Origin of the sequence: Stenotrophomonas sp. SI-NJAU-1 (assembly GCF_020883215.1) — a bacterium.
GTDB classification, from domain to species: Bacteria; Pseudomonadota; Gammaproteobacteria; order Xanthomonadales; family Xanthomonadaceae; genus Stenotrophomonas; species Stenotrophomonas indicatrix.
In genome coordinates this window covers 3,842,292-3,861,261 of the sequence record NZ_CP086598.1, presented here as the reverse complement: position 1 = coordinate 3,861,261, position 18,970 = coordinate 3,842,292, and the positions used below count along the sequence as shown (strand labels likewise).

The following is an 18,970-nucleotide window of genomic DNA, read 5'->3' as shown; positions in this document are numbered from 1 at the left end:
AGCTTACATGGACGTACTTGCAGCGACCCCTGCGCAGTCCACCCCGCCCGGCCAAGCACAGCTGTTGCTTCCAGCCACGAGGGGCTCCGCCGTTGGCCGTATCCCGCCGATAGGCGCGATAATGAAAGGATGGAAACCGTCCGCATCGCCACCCGCAAGAGCCCGCTCGCCCTCTGGCAGAGCGAACACGTCGCCGACCGCCTGCGCCAGGCACATCCCGATCTGCACGTGGAACTGGTGCCGATGAGCACCCGCGGCGATGAAGTGCTTGACCGCTCGCTGGCGGCCATCGGTGGCAAGGGCCTGTTCCTCAAGGAGCTGGAGCTGGCCATGCTGCGTGGCGAGGCCGACTGCGCGGTGCACTCGTTGAAGGATGTGCCGATGGAACTGGATGCGCCGTTCGCGCTGCCGGCAATGCTGACCCGCCACGATCCGGCCGATGGTTTCGTCTCCAACCTGTATGCCTCGCTGGATGCACTGCCGATCGGTGCGCGCGTCGGTACCTCGTCACTGCGCCGCCAGGCCCAGCTGCGTGCGCTGCGCCCGGACCTGGAGCTGCTGGACCTGCGCGGCAACGTCAACACCCGTCTGGCCAAGCTCGACAACGGCGGCTACGACGCCATCGTGCTGGCCGTGGCCGGGCTGGAACGGCTGGGCCTGGGCAACCGCATCGTCGCCCGCCTGCAGCCGCCGCAGTGGTTGCCGGCACCAGCACAGGGCGCAGTGGCGGTGGAGTGCGATGGCGGCAATGCCGCGCTGATGGCGCTGTTTGCAGGCCTGGATGACGCCGCCACGCGCGCCTGTGTGGAAGCGGAGCGGGCCATGAACCGCGCGCTGCATGGCAGCTGCCATGTGCCGGTGGCGGCGATCGCGCAGTGGCAGGGCCAGGACCTGCACCTGCAGGGGCTGGTCGGCAGCGCCAGCGACGGCCGCGCGGTGCGTGCCGACGCCGTGGGCCCGGCCAGCGACCCGGAAGCGCTGGGCCAGCGCGTGGCGAAGATGCTGCTGGATGCGGGTGCTGGCGAGCTGTTGAACGTCTGAGCCACCGCAGGTAGTGCCGGCCGCTGGCCGGCAACCTCATGAGCCCGATGGAATGCAGTTGCCGGCCGGCGGCCGGCACTACCAAAAGCAGAACGGGCGCCAGGCGCCCGTTTCGCTTATTTGAACTTGTAGACCACGTTCATCGTGGTCAGCGTATCGGTCTTGCGCTTGTCCTCGGCGACGTCGCTGTTGTAACGCGCCTGCCAGCCGGCCTTCAGCGCCAGGTGCTCGTTCATGCTCACCGATACGCCGAAATCGTTCTGGCCGAAGGTGTTGTACGAACCCGATTCGACCAGCAGCGTGTTGATCAGGTCGGTGTTGTCGGTCAGCGAGTACTTCAGGTCGAACAGGCCACGACCGATCAGGCCGGTGCGGGTGCGGTCATCCTCGGTGCTGTGGGTGCGGCGCACACCGGGGCCGATCTGCGCGTCGAACGAGAAGCGCTCGGTGTTCCACAGCCGGGTGCCGTAACCAAGACCGAACGAGCTCTGCCGGTCGTAGGTGGCGAAATCATCACGCTCGGTACGTACCGTGGCGGTCAGCTGGCGATGTTCGCCCAGCTGCAGCGCGCTGCCCGCACTGCCGGTATAGCGGTTGGCAGTGGTGTTGTTGCGGCGCGTGGTGGTGCCGTCGTCGCTGGTTTCGGTCACCTTGGAGCTGGAGCGCAGGCCGAACAGGTCCATGCTGTGCACCCAGTCGCCATCGGTGTAGCGCAGCCGCAGGCGGCCGTTGAAGCTCTCGGTGCTGCTGTTGCCACGTGCCGACGCGAAGCCGAGTTCGCCACCACTGCCGCTCCACGGCGAGGACATCGCCGCCAGTTCGGAGGCATCCTGCGCGTACGCCAGCGGGGCGCAGAGCAGCAAGGGGACCAGCAGGGACACGCGCAGGGACATCGAGGCTTCTCCGAAGCGGTTGGCAGCCAGCGATGATACTGGAAGCGTGATGACCGTCCGAATCGCCTGTCCCGCCTGCTTCAGCAGGCGTTGTTGGCCAGGCCCATTCAGGGCCGATCGATCTGCAGGGCCGGATCGTTGAAGCGCGAGTACCGCAGCCGCAGCTGGAAGGGCTTGCCGTTGTTGTGGCCGCTGCGCACGATCTGCCGCGGCAGGCCCTGCGCATCCACCCAGTACTCCAGGCGTTCACCGGCGGTAGCGCCACGCAGGCGGTAGTGGCGGGTGCTGACGCCCTCCAGCGTCTGGTTGCCCAGGTCTTCGGCCTGCAGGGCCTGTGCAGGGATATCGGCAGGCAGCGGGCTGCGCCATTGCTCCAGCAGCCCCGGCGGGGTCGGCACCTGGCGGATCGCATCGTCGGCCTGCAGGAACATGGTGTCGCCGATGATCACCTGTGGCCCGGCAGGGGTCTGCACCCGGAAGCGGTCCGGGGCGACGAAGTCCATCGCGGTACGCACCGGCTGCTGCGCGCCCAGCACCTCCAGCTCGGCATGGAAGCTGCGCAGGGCGGCAAAGCGCTGGCTGGCAGACAGCACCGCCTGCGCCGGATCGGCAGCGGGGACGGGCGTCGCAGCGTCGGTTGGCGCCGGTGCGCGGTCGCAGGCGGCCAGCAGCAGGCAGGCCAGCAGGGGCAGGACAGACAACCGGCGCATCGGGCGCTCCACGGGTCAGGGGGCGCCCACGATAGCCCAATCGTCCGCCACAACGCCCGAGACTCGGACATAATCGGGGGCATGGACCGATACGAACGCATCACCGCCCTGCATCGTCTGCTCAAGTCCGCACGCTATCCGGTGACGGTGGCGACCCTGCAGGACAAGCTCGGTTGCTCCCGGGCCACCGTCTACCGCGACCTGGCGTTCCTGCGCGATGCGCTGATGGCGCCGATCGAGGGCGATGGCGAGGCCGGCTTCCGCTACCTGGCCGACGAGAGTGACCGCTTCGAGCTGCCCGGCCTGTGGCTGAGCTCGGAGGAGCTGCACGCCCTGCTGGCCTCGCAGCACCTGCTGGCCCGTACCGGCGGCGGCGTGCTGTCTTCGGTGCTGGCGCCGCTGCAGCAGCGCATCGAGAGCCTGCTCGCCGCCCAGGCCGGTGTTTCCAGCTGGCCGGTGGATCGGGTGCGGGTGATTCCGCACCGTGGCCGCAAGTTCGATGAAGCCAGCTTCCGTTCGGTGGCCTCGGCGGTGCTGGAGCGCAAGCAGCTGGGCTTTGAGTACCGGGCCCGCTCGACCGACGAAGCGACCAAGCGCACCGTATCGCCGCAACGGCTGACCCATTACCGCGACAACTGGTACCTGGACGGCTGGGACCATGATCGCCAGGCCCTGCGCAGCTTTGCGGTGGACCGCATCTACAAGGCGCGGGTGATCGACAGCACCGCCCGCGATGTCGCCGACAGCGAACTGGACGAGCAGCTGGGTGCCAGCTACGGCATCTTCTCCGGTGCGCCCAAGGGCTGGGCAACCATCCTGTTCAGTGCCAAGGCCGCGCGCTGGGTGGCCGACGAGCACTGGCACTCCAAGCAGCAGGGACGCTTCCTCGCCGATGGCCGCTACGAACTGAAGGTGCCCTACAGCGTGTCGCGCGAACTGTTGATGGACGTGTTGCATTACGGGTCCGATGCCGAGATCGTCGAGCCGATGATGCTGCGCGAGCAGGCCAAGGCACTGCTGGAGCTGGCCCTGACCAACTACGAAAAATCCTGACACCTCCCCCGAGATCGATTGCGCCCATGAAGAAGACCCTGTTGCTGCCCCTGTTCGCCGCTGCGCTGGCCCTGACCGCCTGCGGCAAGTCCGGTGAGCCTTCGCAGAAGCTGGTGGTGGCCGCCACCGCCGTGCCGCACGCCGAGATCCTGGACGTGGTCAAGCCGATCCTCAAGCAGGAAGGCGTGGAGCTGGACGTGCGCGTGTTCAACGACTACGTGCAGCCCAACGACCAGCTGGTACAGAAGCAGGTGGATGCCAACTACTTCCAGACCGAACCGTACCTGGACGCCTACAACCGTGATCGCAAGACCGACCTGACCAAGGTGGTGGGCGTGCACATCGAGCCGTTCGGTGCCTACTCGCGCAAGATCAAGTCGCTGGCCGAACTGCGTGAAGGGGCCGAAGTGGTGATCCCCAACGACCCCAGCAACAACAGCCGCGCACTCATCCTGCTGCACAAGGCCGGCGTGATCGAGCTGAAGGATCCGACCAACGCACTGGCCACCCAGCGCGACATCGTCTCCAACCCGAAGAACCTGAAGTTCCGCGAGCTGGATTCGGCCATGCTGCCGCGCGTGCTCGACCAGGTCGATCTGGCCCTGATCAACACCAACTATGCGCTGGATGCCGGCCTCAACCCGACCAAGGACGCGCTGGCGATCGAGAGCAAGGACTCGCCGTACGTGAACTTCCTGGTCGCCCGCCCGGACAACAAGGACGACGCCCGCGTGCAGAAGCTCGCCAAGGCGCTGACCAGCCCGCAGGTGAAGACCTTCATCGAGACCAAGTACAAGGGCGCGGTGCTGCCGGCGTTCTGATGTTGGGTAGCGCCGGGCCATGCCCGGCGGAATGGGTGTCTCGCCGGGCATGGCCCGGCGCTACCGCCGTCAGTCGACGTGGAAGGCGAGGGTGGCGGCCACGGCCTGCTGCCACCCTGCGTAAAGCTTCTCGCGCCGGGCCACCGCCATCTGCGGTTCGAAGCGGCGATCCAGCCCCCACTGTGCCGCGATCTGTTCGCGGCTCTCCCAGAAGCCGACCGCCAGTCCGGCCAGGTAGGCCGCACCCAGTGCAGTGGTCTCGGTCACCCGCGGTCGCAGCAGGGGGACGCCGAGGATGTCGGCCTGGAAGCTGGCAAGGAAGTCGTTGCCGATCGCGCCGCCATCGGCGCGCAGTTCACTGAGCGAGATGCCCGCATCGGACTGCATCGCATCCAGAACGTCGCGGGTCTGGTAGGCCATCGCCTCCAGCGCTGCGCGCACGAAGTGGGCCTTGCCGGTGCCACGGGTCAGGCCGAACATCGCACCGCGCACGTCGCTGCGCCAGTACGGTGCACCCAGGCCGACGAAGGCCGGCACCAGGTACACCCCCGCGCTGTCCGGCACCTGTGCGGCCAAGGCCTGGCTGTCAGCAGCGCGATCGATCATGCGCAGGCCATCGCGCAGCCACTGCACCACCGAGCCGGCGATGAAGATCGACCCCTCCAGCGCGTATTCCACCTTTCCTCCCAGGCCCCAGGCAATGGTGGTCAGCAGGCCATTGCGCGAGCGCACGGCCTGCGTGCCGGTGTGCATCAGCATGAAGCAGCCGGTGCCATAGGTGTTCTTGACCATGCCTGGCTGGAAGCAGGCCTGGCCGAACAGCGCGGCCTGCTGGTCGCCGGCGATGCCGGCAATCGGGATCGGATGGTCGAAGAAGAACTGCGGGCGCGTGTGCGCGTATACCGAACTGGAATCGCGCACCTGCGGCAGCATCGCACGCGGGATGTCCAGCAGGGCCAGCAGGTCCTCGTCCCAGTCCAGGGTATGGATGTTGAACAGCAGCGTACGCGCGGCGTTGCTGTAGTCGGTCACGTGCGCCTGGCCGCCGCTGAGATTCCACACCAGCCAGCTGTCGATGGTGCCGAACAGCAGCTCGCCACGTTCGGCCCGCTGCTGCGCGCCTTCCACGTGGTCGAGGATCCAGCGGATCTTGGTGGCCGAGAAATAGGCATCGATCAGCAGGCCGGTACGCTCGCGGATCAGCGCTTCGTGGCCGCCGGACTTCAGCCGCTCGCAGATCGCCTGGCTCTGCCGCGACTGCCAGACGATGGCGTTGTGGATCGGCTGGCCGCTGGCACGGTCCCAGACCACGGTGGTTTCGCGCTGGTTGGTGATGCCCAGTGCGGCGATGTGGCGGGGATCGATCTGTTCGCGGCTGAGCAGTTCGGTGATCGTGGCGTAGACGCTGGTCAGGATCTCGCGCGGGTCATGCTCGACCCAGCCCGGCTGTGGAAACAACTGGGCAAACTCGCGCTGCGCGCTGCCGACGATGTCGCCGGCACGATCAAACAGGATCGCGCGCGAACTGGTGGTTCCCTGGTCGATGGCCAGCACGTAGCGGGGCGTCATGCAGCGTCTCCGGTGGCGATGTTGGGATCGTAATGCATCAGCGGCGCCGGGCCGCGCGCGGCATTACCGGCGATGTGAATCCATCCAGGCCTGCAGCCGTACTGCCTGCGCCGCGTCCATCTGCAGCCCCAGCTTGCTCCGCCGCCACAGTACATCCTCGGCGTTGCGGGCCCACTCGTGGTCGCACAGGAACGCCACCTCGCGTGCGTGCAGGCCCACGCCAAAGTCTTCGCCCAGATCGAACAGGCTGCGTGCGCCGTGCAGCAGATCGATGCTGCGACTGCCATAGGCGCTGGCCCAGCGCCGCAGCGTGGCCTCCGGCAGCCAGGGGGCCTGGTGCCGAAGCTGTTCCCGTGCCTGCCCGGCATCGCCCCAGTCGCTGCCGGGCAGTGGCTCGCCTGCCGCCGTCCAGGCGGGGCCGGCGTGCGGCAGATGGGGGCGCAGCAGGTCCAGTGCCTCCTCGGCCAGTACCCGGTACGTGGTCAGCTTGCCGCCCAGCACGTGCAGCGCAGGCGCACCTTCGGCGTCCAGTTGCAGGCGATAGTCACGGCTCAGTTTGGCCGCGCGCGGGTCCGGGTCGGCCAGCAACGGGCGCACACCGGCAAACTGCCAGACCACCTCGGCAGGTGCGACTGGATCGCGCAGGTAGCCGTTGGCAGCGCTGCACAGGTAGTCCACTTCCGTGGGCAGCACACTGCAGCGTGCGGGGTCGCCGCGATAGTCGGTGTCGGTGGTGCCGATGAGCAGGTGGTCGTGGAAGGGCAGCAGGAACACCACGCGGCCGTCGGGCTGCTGCAGCAGGCAGGCGCGGTCGTTCGGCCAAGCGCGGCGCAGCACGATGTGGCTGCCCTGGACCAGGCGCAGCGCAGGTCCGCCGCTGCGGGCGTGCATGCGCTCCAGCAGACCGCCGGCCCAGGGGCCTGCGGCGTTGACCACCGCCTGTGCCTGCACGGTTTGCTGATGGCCTGCGGCGTTTTCCAGCACGGCGTGCCAGCGTCCGTGCCCGCGTTGCAGGTCCACGCAGCGCGTGCCGGTCAGGATGCATGCACCCCGCTGCGCAGCGTCGAGCGCGTTGAGGACGACCAGCCGCGCGTCATCCACCTGCGCGTCGGCGTAGCTGAAGGCGTGCTGCAGCTGTGGCGACAGCAGCGCGCCGAGTGGATCGTCGTGCAGATCCACGGCGCGCGACGCAGGAAAGGCGGGACTGCGCCGGCCCAGATGGTCGTACAGCCAGAGCCCGAGCCGCAGCATCCAGCGCGGGCGCAGGTGCGGCTGCCACGGAAGCACGAAGCACAGCGGCCGCACCAGGAACGGCGCCTGCCGACGCACCACTTCGCGCTCGCCCAGTGCCTTGCGCACCAGGCTGAACTCGCGCTGTTCCAGGTAGCGCAGGCCGCCATGGATCAGCTTGCTGCTGGCGCTGGAGGTGTGTGCTGCCAGGTCGTGCTGTTCGCACAGCAGCACCTTCAGGCCGCGGCCGCTGGCATCACGGGCGATACCGGCGCCGTTGATGCCACCGCCGATCACCAGCAGGTCGACCTCGTGCATCGCGCCTCCGCATCCCGTCTGTGTAGATCCGACTGTCAGTCGACTCTACAGAACCCGGGTGACGGAAACGACGACGGGCCCCGTAGGGCCCGTCGCGGTACAACAAAGACGCAGAAGCGCTTAGAAGCGGGCGCCGATGCCGAAGCCGACGGTCCACGGATCCATCTTCGCTTCGCCGATCTTCTCGCCGCCGACCTTCACGTCCGGACGCGAACGCATGTAGCGGGCGTCGGCACGGGCGAACCAGGTCGAGTTGATGTTCATGTCCACACCGACGGTGCCGATCACGCCCTTGGCGTCCTTCAGGCGGATGTCCGAATCGCTGCCGTCGGCCAGGGTTTCATTGCTGAAGGCCGACTGGAAGTAGCCCACGCCCACGAACGGACGGAACACGTTGTCAGCCTGGCCGAAGTGGTACTGGCCGCTCAGCGCGACCGGCTGCTGCTCGACGCTGCCGAGGCGGGCATTGCCCGGGCCCTTCACCTTGTGGTCGAACTTGTCTGCAGCGCCCCACAGTTCAACGGCCCAGTTGTCGTTGATGTAGTAGCTGAAGCTGACGGTCGGTGCCGGGCCGCCATCGACCTTCTTGATGCCGTCGATCGGGTCATTCTTCGGCTGCAGCAGCGAGACGCCGCCAACCACGGCAAAATGCTTGCCAGAGGCGGTATCGGTGGTGCTGCTGTCCTGCGCGAAGGCAGCCGGTGCGAACGCGGCGGAGGTCAGCAGGGCGAGGCTCAGGATACGGATGGAGCGCATGGGGGAATCTCCTAATGTTTCTTGTTTTGGGCCCCCGGTTGCGGGGCGAGCACACCGTAGTCGCCCCAACATGAATCGAATCCGACGCGCGTTAAAAATTAGTTCGCACTGTTCAGCGAACAGCGCGGAATCCCTGTTTCCATGCGGTTTCTGCCCTCCCGGAATATTCATGCAGTTGGAGAAGATGTGAGCGCTGCAACGTTGTGCATCGGCCTCCCTGCGCAGGTGAACGCGGATTGCCGGGTGTTGCTGCTGGGTTCAATGCCCGGTATCGCTTCGTTGCAGGCACAGCATTACTACGCGCACCCGCGCAATCGTTTCTGGCCCTTGCTCGGCGATCTGTGCGGCTTCGACCCGGCAATGCCGTACGCGCAGCGACTGCAGGCGCTGGCAGCCAATGGTGTCGGCCTGTGGGATGTGATCGGCCGCTGCGAACGACGCGGCAGCCTGGATGCGGACATCGTGCGTGGCACGGAAGTGGCCAATGCACTTCCCGCACTGATCGCCGCACTACCTGACCTGCAGCTGATCGGCTGCAACGGTGGCGCGGCGATGCAGGCCTTCCAGCGCTGGGTGCAGCCGCAGCTGGCCACGTCGGCCAAGGTGCTGGCGCTGCCGTCCACCAGTCCGGCCAACGCAGCGTGGTCCTTGCCGCGCCTGCGCCAGGCCTGGCAGCCGGTGGCCGTCGCACTGGCGACATCAAGCGGACATCGGCAGGACAATACGCTACCGACTGGAAGCGCCGGCGGGCCATGAGCAACAGCGTGTCCCGGCTGCGTGCGTACTGAAAACACCTGTAACGGTTGGCGCTGGCTCCCGCTGGCCGCACAATAGACGTTTCCCTACACCAGATTGCCGGAGTTCTCCCCATGGCCGAAATCAAGGAAGCACGTGTCCCCGATATCGGTGACTACAGCGATATCCCGGTAATCGAGGTGCTTGTTGCCGTCGGCGATACGGTGAAGAAGGACCAGGGCCTGGTCACGCTGGAAAGCGATAAAGCGACCATGGAGGTGCCGTCCTCGGTGGCCGGTGTGGTCAAGGAAATCAAGGTCAAGCTGGGCGACAGCCTGTCCGAAGGCAAGGTCGTGGCACTGATCGAAGTGGCCGACGGCGAGGCTGCCCAGCCGGCCGCTGCTGCCGCACCTGCCGTTGCACCCGCACCGGCCAAGGCCGCTGCTCCGGCCGCTGCCACCCAGGCTGCTCCCGCTGCTCCCGCTCCGGCCGCTGCTGCCGCCCCCGCTGCCAGCGGCGGCGCGGTGGAAGCCCTGGTGCCGGATATCGGCGATTACAGCGGCATTCCGGTCATCGAAGTGCTGGTCGCCGTGGGCGATACGGTGAAGAAGGACCAGGGCCTGGTCACGCTGGAAAGCGACAAGGCCACCATGGAAGTGCCGTCGTCGGTCGCCGGCGTGGTCAAGGAGATCAAGGTCAAGGTCGGCGACAACCTGTCGCAGGGCAACGTGGTCGCCATCATCGAAGCCGAAGGCGCTGCCGCCCCGGCCCCGGGCAAGGCGGCCGCCGCTGCTGCCCCGGCTGCCGCCGAAACCGCCACCAAGGTCGAGCCGGTCGCCGTGCCGGCCCAGCCGGACAAGCTGGCCGCCCGCGAGATCGCCAGCGCCCCCTCGGCCGGCGCGCCGACCAGCCCGCCGGTACAGTTCAACGCCGATGGCGTGCTGCCGGCCAAGGTGCCCTACGCATCGCCGGTGGTGCGCGTGTTCGCCCGTGAGCTCGGTGTCGACCTGCTGCAGGTCAGTGGCAGCGAGAAGGGCGGCCGCATCACCAAGGCCGACGTGCAGAAGTTCGTCAAGGCCGCGCTCAGCGGCGGCGCTCCGGCAGCTGCCGGTGGCACCGTGGCTGCCGGCGGTGGCCTCAACCTGCTGCCGTGGCCGAAGGTTGATTTCAGCAAGTTCGGCGACGTGGAAGTGCAGCCGCTGTCGCGCATCAAGAAGATCTCAGGTGCGAACTTGGCCCGCAACTGGGCGATGATCCCGCACGTCACCCAGTTCGAGCAGGCCGACATCACCGACCTGGAAGGCCTGCGCGTGGCGCTGAACAAGGAGAACGAGAAGGCCGGCATCAAGCTGACCATGCTCGCCTTCCTGATCAAGGCCAGCGCCGCGGCGCTGAAGAAGTTCCCGGAGTTCAACGCTTCGCTGGATGCCAGCGGCGAGAACCTGACCCTGAAGAAGTACTTCAACATCGGTTTCGCTGCCGATACCCCGAACGGCCTGGTCGTTCCGGTCATCCGCGACGTCGACAAGAAGGGCGTGGTGCAGATCGCGCAGGAAACCGGCGAGCTGGCCAAGAAGGCGCGTGACGGCAAGCTGGGCCCGGCCGACATGAGCGGCGGCTGCTTCTCGATCAGCTCGCTGGGCGGCATCGGCGGCACCGCGTTCACCCCGATCGTCAATGCCCCGGAAGTGGCCATCCTCGGCGTCTCCAAGTCGTCCATCCAGCCGGTCTGGAATGGCAAGGAGTTCGCTCCGAAGCTGATGCTGCCGCTGTCGCTGAGCTACGACCACCGCGTCATCGATGGCGCCCTGGCCGCACGCTTCACCACGTACCTCTCGCAGGTGCTGGCCGACATGCGCCGCGTGCTGCTGTAAGGCACCGCTTCGCCCCCACCGTGCGGCCGCTGCCCCTGGCGCGGCCGCCTGTCGAAACGCAGTGACAGCCCGCCGGCCACGCCGGTCGGGCACGAGGAAAACCCACCATGGCCACGATTGAAATCAAGGTTCCCGACATCGGCGATTACAGCGATGTGCCGGTGATCGAAGTGCTGGTCGCCGTTGGCGATACGGTGAAGAAAGACCAGGGTCTGGTGACCCTGGAGTCGGACAAGGCGACCCTGGAAGTGCCGTCCTCGGCAGCCGGCGTGGTCAAGGAAATCAAGGTCAAGCTGGGCGACACGCTGTCCGAAGGCGCGGTCGTCGTGCTGCTGGAGACCGAAGGCGCCGCTGAAGCGCCGGCCAAGGCCGCTGCGCCGGCCCCGGCGGCCGCCGCCCCGGCCAGCAAGCCGCCGGTGACGCCGTCGCACCGCGCCCCCGCCGAGCCTGCAGCACCGAAGCCGGCGCTGGCCAGTGGCAAGGCCGCCGACATCGAGTGCGAAATGGTTGTGCTGGGCTCGGGCCCGGGCGGCTACACCGCCGCCTTCCGCGCCGCCGACGTCGGCCTGGATACGGTGCTGGTCGAACGCTACGCCAGCCTCGGCGGCGTCTGCCTCAACGTCGGCTGCATCCCGTCCAAGGCACTGCTGCACGCCGCTGCGGTGATCGACGAAGTCGCCCATGCCGGTGATTTCGGCGTCGAGTTCGGCAAGCCGACCATCACCCTGGACAAGCTGCGCCAGTACAAGGAAAAGGTCGTCAACCAGCTGACCAAGGGCCTGGCCGGCATGGCCAAGCAGCGCAAGGTCCGCAGCGTGCAGGGCGTGGGCAAGTTCGTGTCCGCCAATGAGCTGGAAATCACCGCCGCTGACGGCAGCACCCAGCTGCTGCGCTTCCAGAAGTGCATCATCGCCGCCGGTTCGCAGGCGGTGAAGCTGCCGAACTTCCCGTGGGACGACAAGCGCGTGATGGACTCCACCGACGCACTGGAACTGGCCGAAGTGCCGGGTTCGCTGCTGGTCGTCGGTGGCGGCATCATCGGCCTGGAAATGGCCACCGTGTACGGCGCGCTGGGCAGCAAGGTCACCGTGGTCGAGTTCATGGACCAGCTGATGCCGGGCGCCGACAAGGATCTGGTCAAGCCGCTGGCCGACCGCCTGAAGAAGCAGGGCATTGACGTGCACCTGAAGACCAAGGCCTCCGGCGTCACCGCCGATGCCAAGGGCATCACCGTGACCTTCGAAGCCGCCGAGGAAGGCCAGGCGCCGGCATTGGCGCAGGGCACCTTCGACCGCGTGCTGGTGGCCGTGGGTCGTTCGCCGAACGGCAAGAAGATCGATGCTGAAAAGGCCGGCGTGCAGGTGACCGATCGTGGCTTCATTCCGGTCGACCGGCAGATGCGCACCAACGTGCCGCACATCTTTGCCATCGGCGACATCGTCGGCAACCCGATGCTGGCCCACAAGGCCACGCACGAGGGCAAGCTGGCGGCCGAAGTGGCTGCCGGGCACAAGAAGGAGTGGGTGGCGCGGGTGATTCCGTCGGTGGCCTACACCAACCCGGAAATCGCCTGGGTTGGCGTCACCGAGACCGAAGCCAAGGCCAAGGGCCTGAAGGTGGGCGTGGCCAAGTTCCCGTGGGCCGCCAGCGGCCGCGCGATCGGCATCGGCCGCACCGAGGGCTTCACCAAGCTGATCTTCGACGAGGACAGCCACCGCATCATCGGCGGTGCGATCGTCGGCGTGCACGCCGGTGATCTGCTGGCCGAGATCGGCCTGGCGATCGAGATGGGTGCCGAGGCCGAGGACATCGGCCACACCATCCATGCGCATCCGACGCTGAGCGAGTCGGTGGCGATGGCCTCGGAAATCTACGACGGCACGATCACCGATCTGTACATGCCGAAGAAGAAATAAGGCGCCCGCGCCTTTGCGAACGAAAAACCCCGGCATCGCCGGGGTTTTTTTGTTTATGCGCTCCGGATTCTTGCGAGCTGTAGGGCCGCTGCGCGGGCGGCAGGCATTTCGACAAATGTCCCCCGTCGCCCGCCTTCGGCGGTCGCCTCCTCCTTTACTTTGTCGAAACGCCTGCCGCCCGCGCAGCGGCTCGGCTTGCGGAAGGCGGAGCCACAACCACCGCCACCGCAGCGGCTGTCTGGATGCCTGACACGCGGAGGGAGAGGGGGCTGGGTGCGAAGTAAAGGAGGAGGTGACGGCCGCAGGCCGGCGCCGGGGGACATCCGCACCCCGCCCCCTCTCCCTCCAGCGCTCGACCAACCCGCTTCTGCTCTTCTGTCAGGAAGCCACAAAAAACGCGGCCCCCGATGTTCCGGAGGCCGCGCCAGGAGAGAGCTTGTCGTGGAAGGGGAGCAGGGGTCAGAAGCTGACGCTGATACCCGCCACCGGGCCCTTGAATTCCTGCTTCAGGCCGATGGTGCCGTCGCTGCCCTTCTTGTCCGCGTCCAGCTTGAACCAGTCGTAGCCGGCGAACACACCGAAGTTGTCGGTGAAGCGGTAATCGACGATGGCGTTGGCGCGGCTCAGGTCGCCCTTGTAGTCGTCGAAGCTGCCCCAGCGCGTGTTGAGGTACTGGCCCTGCAGGGTGATCATCCACTTTTCGGACGGGGTGAAGCTCAGGCGTGCACCCACCACCGGCGCCACACCGTCGGTCTTCTCGTCCAGGAACTGGCCTTCATACACCGTGCCCAGGTCGGCGTAGCCCTTGGTGCTGACCTTGGCGTATTCGGCACCCAGCTGCAGGCCGAGGTCGAACTTCTCGGTGTCCACCACCGAGTAGTCATACACCAGGCTGGCCACCTGGTACTTCAGTTCGGCCTTGACGAAGCTGTCGGCCGGCACGTTCACGTTGCCGAAGGAAATGTCCTGGCCGAGCGTCTCGCGGCGGTCCTTGTCGTACTTGAAGTAGTTGAACAGCAGGCGCTGGCGGTTGCTGATGCGGAACATGCCGTCGATGCGCGGCTCCCATTCCTTGCCACCCAGCTTGAAGTCCTCGGAGAAGCCGATGTCCTGGCCGGCGACATTGGTGTTGCCGCGCAGGGTGTTGTCCGAGTCGATGTTCATCGCACCCAGGCGCAGGGCGAAGCGGTCATCGCCTTCGGCGGCATGGGCGGAGGAGGCGAACGACGCGCCGGCGGCGAGAAGCGAGAGGGCGAGCAGGGTGGGGACGGAGCGCATCGAAAGAGTCCTTGCAGTGGTTCATCGGAATGAAGGCCACTTTGCCGGACGTCGCTGTCCACCATTCGTGAAGGTATGGTCCACGCGATGTGGACGGTTCAGCGCTGTCGGCGCCCTGCGAAAAGATGGCCCCGGAGCGGCGCTTCGGGGCCATCATGGGGACCTGCAGGCGAAGCGTCGACGAGGTAGCCGCAGGCAGGTCGGAAGATGGGACCACTGCCGTCGGCGGAAAGTTCCGCCACCTGCGACCAAAGTTCAATGCGTTGCACCGCAACATCGCGCAGATGGCATTGTCCCCGTGGTGGGCTGCAAAACCGCAGCCCTTACCGCAACTTCCGCTGTTCCGATATGAACAGGCAGCGGTTGTCTCGCAAATTGTCCCATTGCTATAATTTGGCGGCTCGATGAGGCCCCCCTGCTGTAGTCGCCTCAGCCATCCACTTGTAACCACGCGGGACGTCCTGTGCTGAACTCCGTAGAAACGGGTCGGCGACTGATGCTGCGCGCCGCGGTCTACCCGCTGGCCGCGGTGGCTGTCCTGGCTCTGGCCTTCCTGCTGGTGGGGCCGAAGTATGCCCTTGGTGCCCTGGCATCCGGTGTGGCGGTTTCGGCCGGTGGTTGGGTGGCGGCACGGATGGCGCTGGGTGGTGGTGCGCTGGGGGCCGGTTCGGCCATGGCACGCCTGATCGTTGCGATCGTGGCCAAGTGGGCGCTCGTTTTTGGTGTCCTGATGGTGGGGTTCCTGGTCTTCAAGCTGCCTGCACTGGCGCTGTTGGCCGGTATCGCCGTCGGGCTGATGTTCCAGGTCCTGGCCATGGCCAGGCGCTAATCGAATTCATTTAACTTAAGGTTCCGGACACATGGCAGGCGAGGCGCTTACACCCACCTCCTACATCCAGCATCACCTGCACAATCTGACGGCAGGTCATGGCACCCCGTGGGCGATCCACGTGGACACGCTGGTAACCTCGCTGCTGATGGGCCTGGTGATGGTCGTCGCCTTCTGGATGGCGACCCGCAAGGCCACCTCCGGGGTGCCGGGCAAGTGGCAGGCATTCGTCGAGATCTGCCTGGAGTTCGTTGACCGCCAGGCCAAGGACACCTATCACGGCACCAGCAAGCTGGTGACCCCGATCGCGATCACGATCTTCTTCTGGATCCTCCTGATGAACCTCATCAAGATGATCCCGGCCGACTTCATCGCCAAGCCGCTTGAACTGATGGGCGTGCCGTACTGGAAGCCGGTCCCCACCGCCGACGTCAATGCCACCCTGGGCATGTCGATCAGCGTGTTCTTCCTGATGCTGTTCTTCGCGTTGCGCGCCAAGGGTATTGGTGGTTTCACCAAGGAATTCCTGACCGCACCGTTCGGCAAGTGGATGATGCCGTTCAACCTGATCCTGAACATCGTCGAGTGGCTGAGCAAGCCGATTTCGCTGGCGATGCGACTGTTCGGCAACATGTTCGGCGGTGAAATCGTGTTCCTGCTGATCTGGGTGCTGGGCGGTGCAGGTATCGCCGGCATGTTTGCAGGCGCGTTCGCCGGCTTCGGCTGGATGCTGTTCCACCTGCTGGTGATCCCGCTGCAGGCCTTCATCTTCATGATGCTGTCCATCGTGTACCTGAGCCTGTCGGAAGACGCTCACTGAGTTTCGCTTCACCCTTCATCCGTTTGTTTCTAAACCCTTAGCAATCAAGTTCCTGGAGAAAACCATGTACTTCGCCGTCCTGACCAATCTCGCCCAAGTTCAGAGCTCCACCGTCCTCGCCGTCGGCATCATGATCGGCCTGGCCGCGCTGGGCGCCGGTCTGGGTCTGGCCATCATGGCCGGTAAGTTCCTGGAGTCGGCCGCGCGCCAGCCGGAACTGATCCCGGTCCTGCAGGTCCGCATGTTCATCACCGCCGGCCTGATCGACGCCGCCTTCATCATCTCGGTCGCCGTGGGCCTGCTGTTCGCCTTCGCCAACCCGCTGGTCGGCGAGTTCGTCTCGCGCCTGCCGGCAATCGCTGGCTGATCCAGCGAAAGTGAAACGACCGGGCGCCGCAGGCGCCTGGTCGCGGATGAAGGTTCGGAGGCGCCGCCCGTGTGGCGGCGCATCCATCCCGTCACAACCGACTGAGCGAACCCCATGGATATCGGTTTTACCCTCATCGCCCAGGCCCTGGCCTTTGCCGCCCTGATCTGGCTCATCGCGACCAAGATCTGGCCGCCGCTGATGAACGCGATCGAAGAGCGCCAGCAGAAGATCGCTGAAGGCCTCGCTGCTGCCGACCGCAGCCAGAAAGATCTGGCCCAGGCGCAGGACAAGGTCAATGAAGCGCTGAAGGAAGCCCGCACCAAGGCCAACGAGATCATCGACCAGGCCCACGCGCGTGCCAACCAGATCGTCGACGCGGCCCGCAACGAAGCTGTTGCCGAAGCCACCCGTCAGAAGGACCTGGCCCAGGCCGAAATCGACGCCGCCGCCAACCGTGCCCGTGAAGATCTGCGCAAGCAGGTGTCCGCGCTGGCCGTGACCGGTGCCGAAAAGCTGCTCAAGCGCGAAATCGACGCCAACGCCCACAAGGCGCTGCTCGACGAGCTGGCCTCGGAGATCTAAGGATGAGCCAGGCCCTCACGCTTGCCCGCCCGTACGCCCGCGCCGCCTTCGCGACCGCGCGTGACGAAGGCGCGTTCGCGCCGTGGTCGGACGCTTTGGCGTTCTCCGCCCACGTCGCCGCCGACCCGCGCGTGGCGGCCCTGCTCGCCAACCCGGAGCTGGGTCGCGATGACGCCATCGCCCTGCTGGCGCCGGAGTCCCGCGGCGAGACCTACTCGCGCTTCCTGGCTGTGCTTGCCGAATCGCATCGCCTGCCGCTGCTGCCGGAGATCGCCGGCATGTTCGACGCCCTGCGCGCCGAGGCCGAGCACGTGGTCAAGGCCACGGTGACCTCCGCGGCCGAGCTGTCGGTTGCCGAGCTGGACGCGATCAAGGCCGCGCTGCGCAAGCGCTTCAACCGCGAGGTCGAAGTGACCACCGCGGTCGACGCCTCGCTGATCGGCGGCGCTGTGATCGACGCCGGCGACGTGGTCATCGATGGTTCGCTGAAGGGCAAGCTGGCCCGTCTGCAGACCGCGCTCGCTAACTGAATTCATTTAACGTCCGGCCCCGCTGCCGGCACTAGGACTTGACGATGGCAACCACGCTCAACCCCTCCGAAATCAGCGAACTGATCAAGAACCGCATCGAGAAGGTCAAGCTGGCCGCGGAATCGCGCAACGAAGGCACCGTGACCAGCGTGTCCGACGGCATCGTGCGCATCTTCGGTCTGGCCGACGTGATGCAGGGCGAAATGATCGAACTGCCGAACAACACCTTTGCCCTGGCCCTGAACCTGGAGCGCGACTCGGTCGGCGCCGTGGTCCTGGGTGGCTACGAGAACGTGCGCGAAGGTGACGTCGCCAAGACCACCGGCCGCATCCTGGAAGTGCCGGTCGGTCCGGAACTGCTGGGCCGCGTCGTCAACGCGCTCGGCGAGCCGATCGACGGCAAGGGCCCGCTGGCCACCCAGCTGACCGCTCCGGTGGAGCGCGTTGCTCCGGGCGTGATCTGGCGCAAGTCGGTCGACCAGCCGGTGCAGACCGGTTACAAGTCGGTCGACTCGATGATCCCGATCGGCCGTGGCCAGCGCGAGCTGGTCATCGGTGACCGCCAGACCGGCAAGACCGCACTGGCCATCGATGCGGTGATCAACCAGAAGGGCACCGGCATCAAGTGCGTGTACGTAGCGATCGGCCAGAAGGCCTCGACCGTTGCCAACATCGTGCGCAAGCTGGAAGAGAACGGCGCCCTGGCGCACACCATCGTGGTGGCTGCCACCGCGTCCGAATCGGCCGCGATGCAGTACATCAGCGCCTACTCGGGCTGCACCATGGGCGAGTACTTCATGGACCGCGGCGAAGACGCGCTGATCGTGTACGACGATCTGTCCAAGCAGGCCGTGGCCTACCGCCAGATCTCGCTGCTGCTGAAGCGCCCGCCGGGCCGTGAAGCCTACCCGGGTGACGTGTTCTACCTGCACTCGCGCCTGCTGGAACGCGCTGCCCGCGTGTCCGAAGAGTACGTCGAGAAGTTCACCAACGGTGCGGTGACCGGCAAGACCGGTTCGCTGACCGCGCTGCCGATCATCGAGACCCAGGCCGGCGACGTTTCCGCGTTCGTTCCGACCAACGTGATCTCGATCACCGACGGCCAGATCTTCCTGGAAACCGATCTGTTCAACGCCGGCATCCGCCCGGCCGTGAACGCCGGTATCTCGGTGTCGCGCGTCGGTGGTTCGGCGCAGACCAAGATCATCAAGAAGCTGTCCGGCGGCATCCGTATCTCGCTGGCCCAGTACCGCGAGCTGGCTGCGTTCGCGCAGTTCGCCTCGGACCTGGACGAAGCCACCCGCAAGCAGCTTGAGCGCGGCCAGCGCGTCACCGAGCTGATGAAGCAGAAGCAGTACGCGCCGATGTCGATCGCCAACCAGGCGCTGTCGATCTACGCCGTCAACGAGGGTTACCTCGACGACGTGCCGGTCAGCAAGCTGCTGGCGTTCGAAGAAGGCCTGCACGCGCATTTCGCCAACACCCAGGGCGAACTGATCGGCAAGGTCAACGCCACCGGCGGTTGGGACAACGACATCGAAGCTGCCTTCAAGAAGGGCATCGTCGAGTTCAAGACCACCGGCAGCTGGTAATCGAGGTCCTGTAGAGCGGAGCGATGCTCCGCTGGACCAGACGATCAAACGGT

Annotated in this window: 18 protein-coding genes; 12 read left to right on the top strand and 6 right to left on the bottom strand. The window is 66.4% G+C overall.

Features of this window, described 5'->3' with window-relative positions; translation table 11 throughout:
• Positions 1-129 precede the first annotated feature (129 nt).
• The gene (gene hemC / locus LMF57_RS17495) at positions 130-1,041 is read left to right on the top strand and encodes a hydroxymethylbilane synthase (RefSeq protein WP_033832280.1); all 912 of its coding nucleotides are present in this window, start codon (positions 130-132) and stop codon (positions 1,039-1,041) included.
• Between the two features lie 116 nt (positions 1,042-1,157).
• Here hemC and LMF57_RS17490 read toward each other — a convergent pair whose 3' ends face one another.
• Both LMF57_RS17490 and LMF57_RS17485 read right to left on the bottom strand, forming a co-directional pair.
• Complete coding sequence (locus LMF57_RS17490; protein WP_025877391.1) at positions 1,158-1,934, bottom strand: DUF481 domain-containing protein; 777 nt, start codon at positions 1,932-1,934, stop codon at positions 1,158-1,160.
• Between the two features lie 107 nt (positions 1,935-2,041).
• Positions 2,042-2,644 (bottom strand): hypothetical protein, encoded by a 603-nt coding sequence (locus tag LMF57_RS17485; RefSeq protein ID WP_229290294.1) that lies wholly within the window; start codon positions 2,642-2,644, stop codon positions 2,042-2,044.
• Positions 2,645-2,725: 81 nt separating this feature from the next.
• Between LMF57_RS17485 and LMF57_RS17480 the strand changes: the two genes are divergently transcribed.
• The gene (locus tag LMF57_RS17480) at positions 2,726-3,697 is read left to right on the top strand and encodes a YafY family protein (RefSeq protein ID WP_117311452.1); all 972 of its coding nucleotides are present in this window, start codon (positions 2,726-2,728) and stop codon (positions 3,695-3,697) included.
• A gap of 26 nt (positions 3,698-3,723) precedes the next feature.
• On the top strand, positions 3,724-4,518 hold the full coding sequence (locus LMF57_RS17475) for a MetQ/NlpA family ABC transporter substrate-binding protein (RefSeq protein WP_229290293.1): 795 nt from the start codon (positions 3,724-3,726) through the stop codon (positions 4,516-4,518).
• A 69-nt stretch (positions 4,519-4,587) separates the two neighbouring features.
• Here LMF57_RS17475 and glpK read toward each other — a convergent pair whose 3' ends face one another.
• From glpK to LMF57_RS17460, 3 genes are all read right to left on the bottom strand, one after another.
• Positions 4,588-6,087 (bottom strand): glycerol kinase GlpK, encoded by a 1,500-nt coding sequence (gene glpK / locus LMF57_RS17470; RefSeq protein ID WP_117311451.1) that lies wholly within the window; start codon positions 6,085-6,087, stop codon positions 4,588-4,590.
• Positions 6,088-6,150: 63 nt separating this feature from the next.
• Positions 6,151-7,635 (bottom strand): glycerol-3-phosphate dehydrogenase, encoded by a 1,485-nt coding sequence (gene glpD / locus LMF57_RS17465; RefSeq protein ID WP_229290292.1) that lies wholly within the window; start codon positions 7,633-7,635, stop codon positions 6,151-6,153.
• A 120-nt stretch (positions 7,636-7,755) separates the two neighbouring features.
• Complete coding sequence (locus LMF57_RS17460; protein ID WP_049464294.1) at positions 7,756-8,391, bottom strand: OmpW family outer membrane protein; 636 nt, start codon at positions 8,389-8,391, stop codon at positions 7,756-7,758.
• 186 nt (positions 8,392-8,577) lie between these two features.
• Between LMF57_RS17460 and LMF57_RS17455 the strand changes: the two genes are divergently transcribed.
• From LMF57_RS17455 to lpdA, 3 genes are all read left to right on the top strand, one after another.
• Positions 8,578-9,147, top strand: a complete 570-nt coding sequence (locus LMF57_RS17455; RefSeq protein WP_025877378.1) for a DNA-deoxyinosine glycosylase — start codon at positions 8,578-8,580, stop codon at positions 9,145-9,147.
• 113 nt (positions 9,148-9,260) lie between these two features.
• Positions 9,261-11,000, top strand: a complete 1,740-nt coding sequence (gene aceF / locus LMF57_RS17450; protein WP_208081801.1) for a dihydrolipoyllysine-residue acetyltransferase — start codon at positions 9,261-9,263, stop codon at positions 10,998-11,000.
• Positions 11,001-11,107: 107 nt separating this feature from the next.
• Complete coding sequence (gene lpdA, locus LMF57_RS17445) at positions 11,108-12,916, top strand: dihydrolipoyl dehydrogenase (RefSeq protein ID WP_229290291.1); 1,809 nt, start codon at positions 11,108-11,110, stop codon at positions 12,914-12,916.
• 459 nt (positions 12,917-13,375) lie between these two features.
• Here lpdA and LMF57_RS17440 read toward each other — a convergent pair whose 3' ends face one another.
• Positions 13,376-14,194 carry a hypothetical protein gene (locus LMF57_RS17440; protein ID WP_117311447.1) on the bottom strand — a complete coding sequence of 273 codons (819 nt, stop codon included), beginning with the start codon at positions 14,192-14,194 and terminating at the stop codon, positions 13,376-13,378.
• A gap of 496 nt (positions 14,195-14,690) precedes the next feature.
• Here LMF57_RS17440 and LMF57_RS17435 point away from each other — a divergent pair, with 496 nt between their 5' ends.
• From LMF57_RS17435 to atpA, 6 genes are all read left to right on the top strand, one after another.
• Positions 14,691-15,023 (top strand): hypothetical protein, encoded by a 333-nt coding sequence (locus tag LMF57_RS17435; protein ID WP_032952006.1) that lies wholly within the window; start codon positions 14,691-14,693, stop codon positions 15,021-15,023.
• A 31-nt stretch (positions 15,024-15,054) separates the two neighbouring features.
• On the top strand, positions 15,055-15,843 hold the full coding sequence (atpB, locus tag LMF57_RS17430) for a F0F1 ATP synthase subunit A (RefSeq protein ID WP_025877369.1): 789 nt from the start codon (positions 15,055-15,057) through the stop codon (positions 15,841-15,843).
• A 64-nt stretch (positions 15,844-15,907) separates the two neighbouring features.
• Entirely contained in the window at positions 15,908-16,210 is a 303-nt protein-coding gene (gene atpE / locus LMF57_RS17425) for a F0F1 ATP synthase subunit C (RefSeq protein ID WP_025877367.1), read from the top strand.
• Positions 16,211-16,324: 114 nt separating this feature from the next.
• Positions 16,325-16,795, top strand: coding sequence for a F0F1 ATP synthase subunit B (locus LMF57_RS17420; protein ID WP_025877365.1), 471 nt, complete (start codon positions 16,325-16,327; stop codon positions 16,793-16,795).
• 2 nt (positions 16,796-16,797) lie between these two features.
• Positions 16,798-17,325, top strand: coding sequence for a F0F1 ATP synthase subunit delta (locus tag LMF57_RS17415; protein WP_049464303.1), 528 nt, complete (start codon positions 16,798-16,800; stop codon positions 17,323-17,325).
• Positions 17,326-17,369: 44 nt separating this feature from the next.
• Positions 17,370-18,917: a F0F1 ATP synthase subunit alpha gene (gene atpA, locus LMF57_RS17410; protein WP_033832276.1), complete on the top strand. Its 1,548-nt coding sequence runs from the start codon at positions 17,370-17,372 to the stop codon at positions 18,915-18,917.
• Positions 18,918-18,970 lie beyond the last annotated feature (53 nt).